This window comes from Butyrivibrio sp. CB08, assembly GCF_003625485.1.
Taxonomy (GTDB): Bacteria; Bacillota; Clostridia; order Lachnospirales; family Lachnospiraceae; genus Butyrivibrio.
Genome location: NZ_RAIR01000011.1, coordinates 47,112 through 61,263 on the forward strand (window position 1 = coordinate 47,112; position 14,152 = coordinate 61,263).

Sequence of the window (14,152 nt, forward strand, 5' to 3'; positions counted from 1 at the left end):
GTACTTGAAGGGACTGAAGGGAGGGTAAGAGTAGAGATGTCAACTGTAGTAGTTAAAGAGAATGAGACTTTGGATAGCGCACTGCGTCGTTTCAAGAGAAGTTGCGCCAAGGCTGGTATCCAGCAGGAGATCCGTAAGAGAGAGCACTACGAGAAGCCTAGCGTAAGACGCAAGAAGAAGTCTGAGGCAGCAAGAAAGCGCAAATATAACTAAATCAAAGAGAAAAGTCCTTGGATGTTTTCCAAGGATTTTTTTTTAGAAAGTTTGGAATTATGTGGATCATAGTTTTAATTGTGATAATAGCAGCTTTAGCGGCTGTGATATATCACGACACCCACAATTTCAAGATCTATGAGTATGAGGTGTCAACAGACAAGGTTAGTGGCAATTACACTTTTGTGTTTCTCACTGACCTTCATAACTATGTCTTTGGCAAGGACAATGAGAGACTTATTGAGGCCATAGACAACATCCATCCGGACGCTGTTATATCCGGTGGAGATATGTTTACAGCTCATACAAGGGACGGCAAGTTCCACTCGGAGATAGCTTTTTCTCTGCTCAAGAAGCTTGCTAAGAGGTATCCACTTTACATTTCAAACGGCAATCACGAAGAAAAGATAAAAGAGCTAAACAAGCTCTATGGCAATGCTTTTGAGAGATACAAGAACAGTTTAAAGAGGGAAGGTATTGTTTATCTTGATAATGAGTCAGCTTACTTTAATGATGATATCAGGATAACAGGACTTTGCCTTCCAACTGCTTATTTTAAAAAGATAGTAAAAAAGGAAATGGAAGAGACTCTTTTATCTAAAAAGATAGGCGAACTGTCTTTGGCAGATAAAGAGAAATTCCAGCTCCTTATTGCCCATAACCCTTTGTATTTTGATGAGTACAGAAAGTGGGGCGCAGACCTTACGGTTTCAGGACATGTCCATGGTGGCATCATAAGACTTCCCCTTATTGGTGGAGTGATATCTCCTGCGATAACTCTTTTCCCCAAATACGATGGTGGAAAGTACGAGAAGGATGGCAGGACCATGATCTTAAGTCGTGGCCTTGGAACCCATACCATACATGTCAGATTGTTCAACCCAGGTGAGGTTTCTGTTATTAGAGTGAGGGGTAACTAAGATGTCACTTGAAGTTAAACTGCAGGTGTTTGAGGGACCACTGGACCTTCTTATGCACCTCATTGATAAGAATCAGATAGATATTTATGATATTCCTATTGTGACCATCACTGAGCAGTACATGGAATATATTAATGCCATGCAGAAGGAAGACATGGAGGTTACTTCAGAGTTCCTTGTTATGGCTGCCACGCTTATGAACATCAAGTGTAAGATGCTTCTTCCCAAGGAAGTCAATGAGGACGGAGAGGAAGAGGATCCAAGAGCAGAGCTTGTTGAGAAGCTCCTTGAGTACAAGATGTACAAGTACATGGCTTATGAGCTTCGTGATAGGCAGATGGATGCTGATCTTCAGTGGTTTAGGCAAAAGAATCTTCCCCAGGAAGTTAAGGACTACGAGATGCCCATCGACTTTTCTGATCTCATAGGTGATACGACGCTAATTAAACTCAATGAGATATTCCAGGATCTGTTAAAGAGACAGGAAGATAAGGTGGATCCAATAAGGAGTAAGTTCGGCAATATCGAAAAGGAAGAAATCGATATGGATGCCAAGACTCTTTTCATCAAGGCTTATATCCGTGAACACAAGAAGTTCAGTTTTAGGAGCCTGTTAGAAAAGCAGAGCAGCAAGACAGAGATAATCGTCACCTTCCTCGTTATCCTTGAGGAGATGAAGTTGGGCGAGATCGAGATAGAGCAGGATGGTACCTTTGGGGACATCTTGATTACTTCAAGAAAGGCAAGCTGATATGACCAGAGAAGAAGGCGCAAGCATAGTAGAAGCGATCCTTTTTACCATGGGAGATTCAGTTGAGATATCATCACTGGCTAAGGCCATGGAAACTGATGCCAAGCAGGTAAAGGATTATATTGCATATTTAAAAGAAAAATACGAGAAGTCCGACAGTGGAATCGGCATTTTGGAGCTGGACAAGGCTGTGCAGCTGTGCACCAAAAAGGAGATGTACGAGTATCTTGTTAAGATCGCCAAGGCTCCCAAGAAGGCGCAGCTTACAGATTCCCTTATGGAGACTCTTTCAATAATAGCATACAAGCAGCCGATCACCAGGCTTGAAGTAGAGAAGATAAGAGGCGTAAACAGTGATCACGCTGTTAACAGACTTGTGGAGTTTGGATTGGTTCAGGAGCTCGGAAGACTTGATGCTCCAGGTCGACCTCTTCTGTTTGGAACCACCGAGGAATTCCTTAGAAGTTTCGGCGTTCGCAGCCTTGATGAGCTTCCAGTTATAGGTACTGTGCAGGTTGAGGAGTTCAAGGCACAGGCAGAGCACGAAGTACAGCTGAAACTTGATATTTAAAAACTATGGGTAGAATGTGAATTATTTAGCATTCTACCCTTTTTTTTGAGAATTTTTATGGTATACTATAACGTGACTAAAGTTGCGATATTTGTGCATAAAAATATATTTACGGAGGTAAAGAAATGAGTAGTTCTTCACAAGCGAGTCAAAGAATTAATGCTTTGCTCGATGAAAACAGTTTCGTTGAAATTGGCGCACTTGTGACCGCAAGAAGCACAGATTTCAATCTGAAACAGGAAGAGACACCTTCAGACGGCGTTGTAACCGGCTATGGTGTTATCGACGGTAATCTGGTTTATGTATACAGCCAGGATGCGTCAGTACTTGGCGGATCAATCGGTGAAATGCATGCCAAGAAGATCGTTCGCCTGTATGAGCTGGCCATCAAGACCGGTTCACCTGTAATCGGACTTATCGATTCAGCAGGACTTCGTCTGCAGGAAGGCGCTGATGCCCTTAACGCATTCGGAGAGATTTATCTTAAGCAGGTGGAGGCTTCTGGAGTAGTGCCTCAGATTACTGCAATCTTTGGCGCGTGTGGTGGCGGACTTGCACTTGTTCCTTCTATCACAGACTTCACATTCATGGAAGAGAGCAAGGCTTCTCTCTTTGTAAACTCACCTAACGTACTTGAGGGCAACTACAAAGAGAAGCTCGACACTTCAAGTGCTAAGTGGCAGAGCAGCGAGACAGGCAATGTTGACGTTGTTGCTGACGAGGCTTCTGTTTACGCACAGATCAGAGAGCTCGTTTCTATGCTTCCTTCAAATAATGAGGATAGCGATTACTTCGAGGATTGCACAGACGATCTTAACAGAGCATGTGAGAACCTTGATGGCGCTACAGCTGATCCAGCAGTTATCGCTGGTCAGATTTCAGACAATGGCGTATTCTTCGAGACTAAGAGAAACTACGCTAAAGAGATGGTTACAGGATTTATCAGACTCAATGGTGCAACAGTGGGTCTTGTTGGTAACCGCACAGCTATCTTTGATGAGAACGGCAAAGAGGCAGAGAAGTTCGATGATAAGCTTACAGCTCACGCTTGTGAGAAGGCAGCTGAGTTCATCGAGTTCTGCGATGCTTTTGATATCCCAGTTCTTACACTTACCAATGCAACAGGCTTTGGCTCAACCAAGTGCGATGAGAAGCATGTTGCCAAGGCAGCTGGTAAGCTTGTATATGCACTTGCAAATGCTACAGTACCTAAGGTTAACCTTATTACTGGTAAGGCTTTCGGAAGTGCATATGTTATCATGAATTCCAAGGCTATCGGCGCTGATGTTACAATCAGCTGGCCAGATGCTCAGATCGGAACAATGGATGCTTCTCTTGCAGCTAAGATCCTTTGCGATGGCAAGGATGCAGAGACTGTTTCCAAGACAGCCACTGAGTATGCTAATCTCCAGAACAACGTAAGAAGTGCAGCAGCAAGAGGATACGTAGACGAGATCGTTGAGCCTGCTGACACAAGAAAGTATGTTGTTGGAGCTTTCGAGATGCTTTTTACAAAGAGAGATGAGCGTCCTGCTAAGAAACACGGCACAGTTTAATGAAGGGAGCACTCAAAATGAAACATAAAATTTTGGTTTTGGGCGTGATGGTTGCTTCCCTCCTTGGACTTACTGCCTGTGGCAGTGATGAGACCAACTACAACACAGTAGAAGGTAGCAGATATCACTCCGAACTGTTTAAAACGGAAAACATCACGGACTATGCTAAGTACGTAGAGGATCAGGCCTTTGAAACATGGTTCCTTAGCGGTGTTACTCCTGACAATTTTGAAGAGAAGGCATACTTTGATCTTGCCATGAACTTCAATAACATGACTGGTGAGCTGGATATCAACGATGCTTACTATGAGGTAAACAGGTCAGGTTATGACAGCTGGTACAAGGCCATTGAAGATCTTGGCTACAATTCCCTTGAGACATTACAGTCTGATGTTGGTGTTACAGATGTTGTTTACTACATAAACAAGGAAGGCGTTCTTGTAATTGACGCGACAGTACAGGGAACAAAGAGAACAGCCCTTATGGAGATCTATATGGGCAACGATTTCGTTCCAACAGACATCGGTGTTACAGTAAACAGAACAAACGGTGAGAAGCTTGAAAATGCCGGACTTAATACACTTCTTGGTATGGGAATGGCTTTCGCAATCCTCATCCTAATCTCACTTATTATTTCACTCTTCCCACTTTTATTTGGTGCCAAGAAGAAAAAGGTAAGTGACAAGCAGATTGCCCAGCAGGCAATTGACAACACAACTGCTCAGATTGCAGACAAGGAAGATCTTTCAAACGACGCTGAGCTCGTAGCAGTTATTGCAGCAGCAATCGCAGCTTACGAGGGAAGTGCAAGCACAGATGGCTTCCAGGTAAGATCAATCAGAAAAGTAAATACAAATTGGAAAAAGAATAGATAAGATTCTTTGAAAGGAGAAACAATGAAGAACTATACAATAACCGTTAACGGAAACGTATATGATGTAACAGTAGAGGAAGGTGCAGGATCAGGCGCAGCTCCAGTAGCAGCTAAGGCTCCTGCAGCAGTTAAGGCTCCAGCAGCTCCAGCTAAGAAGGCTAGTGCAGGTGCTGGATCAGTTAAGATCGAGGCAGGTGCAGCAGGTAAGGTTCTTAGAATCGATGCTAACGTTGGACAGGCTGTTAAGAAGGGTGACACAGTAGTTACTCTTGAGTCTATGAAGATGGAGATCCCTATGGTTGCTCCTCAGGACGGAACAGTAGCAAGTATTGACGTAGCTGCAGGCGATGCTGTTGAGGCAGGAAGAGTTCTTGCAACACTCAACTAATTATGGTTTGAAATACGAGTTTGAAAAAACAGAAAGAGGATACGAATGGATTACATAGTTAATACATTATCTAATCTCTGGCAACAGACCGCATTTACAACTATGTCACCTGGCAACTATATCATGGTTGTAGTTGCACTTGTTTTCTTGTATCTTGCGATTGCCAAGGGATTCGAGCCTTTGCTCCTTGTACCGATCTCATTCGGTATGTTACTTGTAAATATTTATCCAGACATTATGGCTGAACCAACAGCTGGTGCTGCAGGTGGACTTTTACATTACTTCTATATTCTTGATGAATATGCCATCCTGCCATCACTTATCTTCCTTGGAGTTGGTGCTATGACAGACTTTGGTCCCCTTATTGCTAACCCTATAAGTTTCCTTATGGGTGCCGGAGCTCAGTTTGGTATTTTCTCAGCTTACTTCATGGCTATCTTTTTTGGCTTTAACGATCAGCAGGCTGCTGCTGTATCAATTATCGGTGGTGCTGATGGCCCTACATCAATTTTCCTTGCATCCAAGCTCCATCAGACATCAATCCTTGGACCTATTGCCGTAGCAGCTTATTCCTACATGGCTCTGGTTCCAATGATCCAGCCACCTATCATGAAGCTTCTTACAACTGATAAGGAGAGAAAGATCAGAATGCAGCAGCTTAGAGAAGTATCTAAGCTGGAGAAGATTCTTTTCCCTGTTATCGTTACTATCGTTGTAAGCATGATCCTTCCAACTACAGCACCTCTTATCGGTATGCTGATGCTTGGTAACCTCTTTAGAGAGTCTGGTGTTGTTCGTCAGCTCCAGGAGACAGCTTCTAACGCACTTATGTACATCGTAGTTATCCTTCTTGGAACATCTGTTGGTGCTACAACAAGTGCTGAGGCTTTCCTTAACACAACAACACTTATCATCGTTGTACTTGGACTTATTGCTTTTGCCTTTGGTACTGCCGCAGGATGCCTTCTTGGTAAACTGCTGTGCCTTATCACAAGAGGCAAGATCAATCCGCTGATCGGTTCAGCTGGCGTTTCTGCTGTACCTATGGCTGCCCGTGTTTCACAGAAGGTTGGTTCAGAGTATGATCCTTCCAACTTCCTGTTGATGCATGCGATGGGACCTAACGTTGCCGGAGTTATTGGTACTGCGGTAGTTGCAGGTACTTTCATGGCAGTATTCGGAGTTTAATTATTTAAAAATATTACAGAAAGGATGAATATAGATATGGCAGAATTAGAGAAAAAACCAGTTCGCATTAATGAGACCGTTCTGCGTGATGCTCATCAGTCACTTATTGCAACCAGAATGCCTACTGAGATGATGCTTCCTATCATCGAGACAATGGATAAGGTTGGCTACAATGCAGTAGAGTGCTGGGGCGGTGCTACATTTGATGCTTCAATGAGATTCTTAAAGGAGGATCCATGGGAGAGACTTCGTAAGCTTCGTGCGGGATTCAAGAACACCAAGCTTCAGATGCTTCTTCGTGGACAGAACATCCTTGGTTACAAGCACTATCCTGATGACGTTGTAGATTACTTTGTTCAGAAGTCTATCGCAAACGGTATCGATATTATCCGTATTTTCGACTGTCTTAACGACCTTAGAAACCTTGAGGCTTCTGTTAAGGCTTGTAAGAAAGAGGGCGGACATGCTCAGATTGCTCTTGCTTACACACTTGGTGATGCATACACTCTTGATTACTGGATGAATATCGCTAAGGATATCGAGAACATGGGTGCAGATTCAATCTGTATCAAGGATATGGCAGGACTTCTTCTTCCTTACGAGGCAGAGAAGCTTGTTAAGGCACTTAAGAGTGCTACAAAACTTCCTATCGACCTTCACACACATTACACCTCAGGTGTTGCCAGCATGACATACATGAAGGCTGCTGAGGCTGGTGTTGATATTATCGACTGTGCTATTTCTCCATTCGCTCTTGGAACATCACAGCCTGCTACAGAGGTTATGGTTGAGGCATTCAAGGGACAGCCTTTCGAGACTGGCCTTGATCAGAAGGTTCTTGCTGAGATCGCTGACTACTTCAGACCATACAGAGAAGAGTGCCTTAAGAGTGGTCTTATGGATGCTAAGGTTCTTGGTGTTAATATCAAGACTCTTATGTATCAGGTTCCTGGCGGAATGCTTTCTAACATGGTTAGCCAGCTCAAGGAGCAGAATGCAAGCGACAAGTACAATACCGTTCTTGAGGAGATCCCTCAGGTTCGTAAGGACTTCGGTGAGCCACCTCTTGTAACACCTTCTTCACAGATCGTTGGTACACAGGCTGTTATGAACGTTCTTATGGGCGAGAGATACAAGGTTGCTACTGACCAGACCAAGGACCTCCTTGCTGGTGAGTATGGTAAGACAATCAAGCCTTTCAACCCAGATGTTCAGAAGAAGATCATTGGCGACAGAGAGGTTATCACATGCAGACCTGCTGACAAACTTGAGCCAGGACTTCCTAAGTTCGAAGAGGCTGTTAAGCAGTGGAAGCAGCAGGATGAGGACGTGCTTTCATATGCACTGTTCCCACAGGTTGCTACAGATTTCTTCAAGTATCGTGATGCTCAGCAGAACAAGGTTGATGTTGCAGCAGCAGATACCAAGAATGGCGCATACCCAGTTTAATTATTGCGAAGCGCTAAACTGAACGATTGAAATAAAAAGAAATGAAATTTTGCTATGATAGCATACAAAATTTCATTTCTTTTTTATGTTTTGCAAGGCACAGTGTGATAAAATTAATCTATGAGTATGAACGAGTACCGAAGACACAGGCAAGGAAAAAAACCTGTCGAAATTGGTGAGAGACAGGTCAGAGAGCTTAGAAAAGCCGAACTTGGTCGTCAGCTGCTTGCTCTTGACGAGATAAATGGCTTCAGGATCAGACCAGGCTTTTATAATATCAATGGCGCCACCATGCTTACAGATGGCGTTAATTTTACTGCCTATTCCAACGGTGCTACATCTATCACACTTCTTCTCTATAACAGAGGCGAGAATAAGCCTTTTGCCCAGATTCCATTCCCAGAGAGCTATCGTATAGGTAAAGTCTATTCCATGATCGTTTTTGGTCTGGATATTGAAAACCTTGAGTACAGTTACAGCGTTGATGGCCCTTGGGAGCCGGAAAAAGGTCTTTTGTTCGATAAAAATCACCTGCTCCTTGATCCATATGCAAAGGCTGTTAGCGGACAGCGTATATGGGGCCAGAACCCCAACAAGGATGGGGCTTACAGGGCCAGGGTAGTAAGAGATAACTTTGAGTGGAATGATACCAATTCCCTGAAGACTCCTATGTGCGATTCAGTTATCTATGAGATGCACGTAAGGGGATTTACCATGGATCCTTCATCTGGAGTAAGATTCAGGGGAACCTTTGATGGCATCAAGGAGAAGGTTGAGTATCTGAGGCGCCTTGGCGTTACAGCAGTTGAGCTGATGCCTATCTTTGAATTTGATGAGACGAGAGATAAGAGAGAGGTCAATGGTAAGATCCTCTATGACTACTGGGGATATAACACCGTTAGCTTTTTTGCCCCAAATACAAGCTATGCCTCCCAAAGTGAGTACAACAAGGAAGGCGTTGAACTTAAGCACATGATCAAGACTCTCAAGGACAATGGAATTGAGGTTATTCTTGATGTTGTATTTAACCACACTGCAGAAGGTAACGAGAATGGTCCGTTTATCTCATTTAAGGGCTTTGATAACAATATTTATTACCTTCTGACTCCACATGGCCAGTACTACAATTTCAGTGGCTGTGGCAATACCATGAACTGTAATCACCCTATGGTGCAGGAGTTTATCGTAGAGTGCCTCAGATACTGGGTAGAGGAGTACAGGGTAGATGGATTCAGATTTGACCTTGCAAGTATCCTTGGAAGAGATCAGGACGGCGCTCCCATGGAGAAGCCACCACTTATCCAGAGACTTGCTTACGACCCGATTCTTGGTAATGTAAAGCTCATTGCTGAGGCCTGGGATGCAGGCGGAGTTTATCAGGTTGGTAATTTCCCTGCCTGGAAGAGATGGGCTGAATGGAATGGTAAATACAGGGATGATATCCGCTCTTATCTCAAGGGCGATATTTGGGCTGCGCCAGAAGCGGTGAAAAGAATTACCGGCTCTATGGACCTTTATGGCGGAGCATATATGGGATATGAGTCATCGGTTAACTTTATTACATGCCACGATGGCTTTACTCTCTATGACCTTTATGCATATAATGGTAAACACAACGAGGATAATGGCTGGAACAACACCGACGGAGCCAATGATAACAGGAGCTGGAACTGTGGAGCTGAGGGCGAAACAGAAGATCCTGCTGTTAATGAGCTGCGATTCAGGATGATGAGAAACGCCATTACCGTTCTTATGTGCAGCAGAGGAACCCCTATGGTCTATGCGGGGGACGAGTTTGGAAATACTCAGTTTGGTAACAACAATGCCTACTGTCAGGATAATGAGATCTCATGGATGAACTGGAATCTGCTTGAGAAGAACAAGGGATTCTTTGATTTCTACAGGAATATGATCCAGTTTAGAAGAAAGCATCCATGCATCAGGAAGGATCTTAAACCTGCTCTTTGTGGTTATCCTAATATTTCTGTTCACACAGAGAACCCAGACCATGGTAATATATCTAATGACTCCAAAGTTATCTGCGTTAGATTTGCAGGCTATATCAGAAAGAAAGATCATGATGATATAGTTTATCTTGCTATCAACGTATTTTGGGAAGATGTTCAGATCACACTGCCCAATCCACCAGATGGCGCATACTGGTCACTTTGCGTAGACACTGGTGATGAGAGTGGCAAATACTTTTATAACAGACCTAAGCCTTTGACATGGCGCAATAAGACCATGAAGGCTAGAAGTGTCAACGTATTCATTGCGTCGTACGGAGCAGAATATGGCAGCTGATGGAAAAAATGGTAATGACAGCTATATAGTGTGCGGCTTTGATTTTATGTCTGAAAATGACGCCCAGAAGGCCGAAATGGACCTGTCCAAAATAAAGGTCCTTCAGACCAGGGTTAAAGCCAGTCGCCCTAATGATATTAAGGCTGTATATGAAAAATCTATAGAAAATAAGATCTTTAAGACCCCAATTGGTTGGGGATATCTATATGGGCTAAGGGATCAGCTCCTTCAGAGCGGCTTTACAGAGGATGATCTCATACCCATACCTATCAACGTATCAATGACCAGACACTCCGCCATGGAGAACCTGACAGTTAAACAGAGGATTAAACCGGAAAAGAAAAATCCTGAATTTGGCAGGATTTTTCCTATAGTCCTCAATGTGGTCCTTGCAATACTGGTCATAGTGATGTTTCTGATTGCCGCTTCTGGCGAGAATGACAACATTATTAACTACAAGCGAAATGTAACCAACAGGTTTTCCGCCTGGGAGCAGGAACTGACCGAGAGAGAAAGAAAGGTCAGAGAAGCTGAAAAAAACCTTGGCATAGAGAGCCCTGAAGGGTATTATGAGGATACAGAGTCAAATTGACAGGAGGAATAACATTGGAAGATCTTAAGATACTTGTTGTTGACGATGAGAGCAGAATGCGCAAACTCGTTAAGGATTTCCTTAACAAGGATGGTTATATAGTTGTGGAAGCTGAGGATGGTCAGCAGGCCCTTGATATCTTTTATCAGGATAAGGACATTGCTCTTATTATCCTTGATGTTATGATGCCCAAGAGAGATGGCTGGGAAGTGTGCAGGGAGATCAGAGAGAACTCCAAGGTACCTATCATCATGCTCACAGCCAAGGCAGAGGAAAGAGATGAGCTTCTTGGCTTTGAACTTGGAGTAGATGAGTATATTTCAAAACCTTTCAGTCCCAAGATTCTTGCAGCCAGAGTATCAGCTATTTTAAGGAGAACCAATCAGACCTCCAACAACGATGTTTTGGAGATTGATGGCATTATCATCAATAAGGTGGCTCATAGTGTATCTGTAGATGGAAAAGAGATTGACCTTAGCTATAAGGAATTCGAATTATTAACATATTTCTTTGAAAACAAGGGGGTTGCTCTTTCAAGAGAGAAGATCCTTAATAATGTATGGAATTACGACTACTTTGGTGATGCCCGTACTATTGATACCCACGTAAAAAAACTTCGTGGCAAGCTTGGAGCAAAAGGCGACAAGATCAAGACAATATGGGGAATGGGCTACAAATTTGGGGAGTAATATAACTTGAAGAATAATAACAAAATCCACTCCATAAGATTTGAGATAAGTGTAGTATTCCTGGCGATAATGGTTGGAACCTTCGTTATTTGTCTGTTCGTAAATATCTTCTTTATGGAACGGTTTTACATTCAGAACAAAAGAGAGGCAATCATTGCCGCTTATAGGAGCATTTCTAATGCTATCCAAAATGGCGATATTACATCTGCGGAATTTGACGAAGAGATCACTCATATTTGCGAACGATATAACATTGAGATGATCGTTCTTGATGCTGACTCAAAAACCGTCAAGACTTCCAGTAATAACCCTGAGCTTTTAGCTAAGATCCTTTGGGAGAACATGATCAGTCCCTCCCAGGGTATTTCAGTTATAGAAGACAGGACTATTATTGACAGTGGAGAGGAATACACCCTGCAGATAGACGTGGACAGATCCACAGGAAGGCAGTATCTGGAAATGTGGGGTATTGTTGGAAATGGTAACCTGGTGCTTCTTCGTGCAACCATGGAGAGTATTAGGGATAACGTTACTATTTCCAATACTTTCATGAGTTATGTTGCTATCATAGCTATCGTTATTGGTTCAGTTGTTATTGTGTACATTTCCAAAAAGGTTACAGACCCGATCAAGAGACTGTACCTTATTTCCGATGAGATGAAGAGGCTCAACTTTGAGGCCAAGTATACCTCTGAGGAGCCATACAAGAACGAAATAGATGTCCTTGGACAGAACATGAACGAGCTTTCTGAGACCCTTGAAACTACCATCAAGGAGCTCAAGAATGCCAACGTTGCCCTCAAGCAGGATATTGCCAAGAAGGAAGAGATAGATGAGATGCGAAAAGAGTTTCTCTCTAACGTATCTCACGAGCTCAAAACTCCTATTGCTCTTATTCAGGGCTATGCAGAAGGTCTTAAAGAGGGTGTCAGCGATGACGAGGAGAGCAGGAACTTCTACTGTGAGGTTATCATGGATGAAGCATCCAAGATGAACATCATGGTTAAAAAGCTTCTGACCCTTAATCAGCTTGAATTTGGCAACGAAAGCGCCAATATGGAGCGATTTGACATAGTTGATATGATCAAAAACTATATCAAATCTGCGTCTATGCTTGCAAAACAAAAGGATGTAACGGTAAAGTTTGACGATTATCCGCCGATATTTGTATGGGGAGACGAATTTAAGATAGAAGAAGTTCTCCAGAATTATTACAGCAATGCCCTTAACCACATCGATGGTGAGAAGATAGTTGAGATCAAGCTTCTTCGTAAGGATAATCACGTAAGAATATCAGTGTTTAACACTGGAACTCCTATTCCTGAGGAGAGCGTACCTCTTATCTGGGACAAGTTCTACAAGGTAGACAAGGCAAGAACCAGAGAGTATGGTGGAAGTGGCGTTGGCCTTTCTATCGTCAAGGCCATCATGGAAGGAATGGGACAGGCCTATGGCGTTAACAATTATGACAACGGCGTAGAGTTTTATTTTGAACTTGAGACAAAATAGTCTATAAGTGAGGACATAAGTATGAGGGGAAAAAAGTATATCGCAACTGCTATAGTGTTTGCGCTTAGCTTATCACTTACAGGATGCGGAGAGAAGTTTCCTGATCTAACTGAAGAACAGTATAAACAGACCGTTGAGTATGCAGCTGGTCTTTTGATGAAGTACTCCAATAACGGACAGGAGAGGCTTATCTATGTGGATGCTGCTGAGATTGAAAAGCAGCGCGCCAAGAAAGCAAAAGAAGAAGCTGAGAAGGCTGCAGCAAGTATTCCAGAACCAGAACCAGCTCCTGTGCAGCAGGTTCCGGCTCAGATCGTGGAAGAACCAGAGCCTGAAGAGCAGGTACTTACCGGAGAAGACTTAGAGGAAGGTGACGTTACTGAAGTCGCCGTAGAAGAAGGAGAGGCAACAGAGGTTCAGGAGCAGGAACCAGTGGAGGATTCTTCAGTTGCCTTTACAGACTCTGATGCGATAGTTTTATCCTCTGATCAGTCCCAGGAGATAACTCCAGACATATTCCTGTCATATCAGGGATATGCTGTAACCAATACATATCCAGAGAGCTCCAAGAGCTATGTGGTCAATTCTGATAAAGGCAAGAAGCTACTTGTCCTCAGGTTTGACCTGTACAATGGAACAGACAGTGCCAAGTCAGTTAATATGATCCCTCAGAACCTGTTGTTCCAGATCATACTTAATGGCAAGAATATTGGATATTCCTCTGTTACATTCCTGCCAAATGACCTCTCATCCTATTCGGGAACCATTGATTCCAGAGCCCATGAGAGCGTGGTTGTTCTTACGCAGATAAGCGAGAGTGAAGCTAAGCATATCGATTCACTTGGTATGATAGCTACCATCAGAGGCAAGGATCAGAAGGTTAACCTCAAGTAAACAAATGGCTTAAAATAGCGGTTTCTGGCGCGATGTGTTCGTGCCAGAAATTTTTTTTGAAAAAATTTGAAAAAAGGTGTTGACATTGTTTTTGGTAAGTGATAAATTATTATTCGTTGCGGCGCTGCGATAGAACAGCGACAAACGCAGCAGTGGAGCGGGTTTCAGGCTCCTTGTACCTTGACAAATAAACAGTAATGCAACCCTGAAAAATTCCAAGAGAATTATTCAGAATTAACAAACCAAAAGTAATA

14 protein-coding genes are annotated in these 14,152 nt (G+C 43.2%); all 14 read left to right on the forward strand.

The genetic code is table 11. The features are described 5' to 3' along the window. Positions 1-36 precede the first annotated feature (36 nt). The 14 genes from rpsU (at position 37) to D6855_RS15515 (ending at position 13,898) form a co-directional block, all read left to right on the forward strand. Complete coding sequence (gene rpsU, locus D6855_RS15450) at positions 37-213, forward strand: 30S ribosomal protein S21 (protein WP_013280615.1); 177 nt, start codon at positions 37-39, stop codon at positions 211-213. A 59-nt stretch (positions 214-272) separates the two neighbouring features. Beyond that, on the forward strand, positions 273-1,133 hold the full coding sequence (locus D6855_RS15455) for a metallophosphoesterase (RefSeq protein ID WP_147368157.1): 861 nt from the start codon (positions 273-275) through the stop codon (positions 1,131-1,133). A 1-nt stretch (position 1,134) separates the two neighbouring features. Further along, a complete protein-coding gene (locus D6855_RS15460; protein ID WP_120742718.1) occupies positions 1,135-1,884 on the forward strand; it encodes a segregation and condensation protein A in 750 nt (249 codons plus the stop codon). Between the two features lies 1 nt (position 1,885). Then, positions 1,886-2,455 (forward strand): SMC-Scp complex subunit ScpB, encoded by a 570-nt coding sequence (gene scpB, locus D6855_RS15465; RefSeq protein ID WP_120742720.1) that lies wholly within the window; start codon positions 1,886-1,888, stop codon positions 2,453-2,455. A gap of 125 nt (positions 2,456-2,580) precedes the next feature. Then, positions 2,581-4,011, forward strand: coding sequence for an acyl-CoA carboxylase subunit beta (locus tag D6855_RS15470; RefSeq protein WP_120742722.1), 1,431 nt, complete (start codon positions 2,581-2,583; stop codon positions 4,009-4,011). Between the two features lie 17 nt (positions 4,012-4,028). After that, positions 4,029-4,886, forward strand: coding sequence for an OadG family transporter subunit (locus tag D6855_RS15475; RefSeq protein ID WP_158589558.1), 858 nt, complete (start codon positions 4,029-4,031; stop codon positions 4,884-4,886). Between the two features lie 21 nt (positions 4,887-4,907). Then, positions 4,908-5,273: a biotin/lipoyl-containing protein gene (locus D6855_RS15480; RefSeq protein WP_120742726.1), complete on the forward strand. Its 366-nt coding sequence runs from the start codon at positions 4,908-4,910 to the stop codon at positions 5,271-5,273. A 45-nt stretch (positions 5,274-5,318) separates the two neighbouring features. Continuing rightward, positions 5,319-6,461 carry a sodium ion-translocating decarboxylase subunit beta gene (locus D6855_RS15485; protein WP_120742728.1) on the forward strand — a complete coding sequence of 381 codons (1,143 nt, stop codon included), beginning with the start codon at positions 5,319-5,321 and terminating at the stop codon, positions 6,459-6,461. Positions 6,462-6,497: 36 nt separating this feature from the next. After that, positions 6,498-7,910, forward strand: a complete 1,413-nt coding sequence (locus D6855_RS15490; RefSeq protein ID WP_120742730.1) for an oxaloacetate decarboxylase subunit alpha — start codon at positions 6,498-6,500, stop codon at positions 7,908-7,910. 126 nt (positions 7,911-8,036) lie between these two features. Beyond that, positions 8,037-10,214, forward strand: coding sequence for a glycogen debranching protein GlgX (gene glgX, locus D6855_RS15495; protein WP_120742732.1), 2,178 nt, complete (start codon positions 8,037-8,039; stop codon positions 10,212-10,214). Next, a complete protein-coding gene (locus D6855_RS15500; RefSeq protein WP_120742734.1) occupies positions 10,204-10,806 on the forward strand; it encodes a hypothetical protein in 603 nt (200 codons plus the stop codon). Before glgX ends, D6855_RS15500 begins: the two co-directional genes overlap by 11 nt. A 14-nt stretch (positions 10,807-10,820) precedes the next feature. Next, complete coding sequence (locus tag D6855_RS15505) at positions 10,821-11,495, forward strand: response regulator transcription factor (RefSeq protein WP_120742736.1); 675 nt, start codon at positions 10,821-10,823, stop codon at positions 11,493-11,495. A gap of 6 nt (positions 11,496-11,501) precedes the next feature. Then, positions 11,502-13,004: a sensor histidine kinase gene (locus D6855_RS15510; RefSeq protein ID WP_330546998.1), complete on the forward strand. Its 1,503-nt coding sequence runs from the start codon at positions 11,502-11,504 to the stop codon at positions 13,002-13,004. 21 nt (positions 13,005-13,025) lie between these two features. Beyond that, on the forward strand, positions 13,026-13,898 hold the full coding sequence (locus D6855_RS15515) for a hypothetical protein (protein WP_120742738.1): 873 nt from the start codon (positions 13,026-13,028) through the stop codon (positions 13,896-13,898). Positions 13,899-14,152 lie beyond the last annotated feature (254 nt).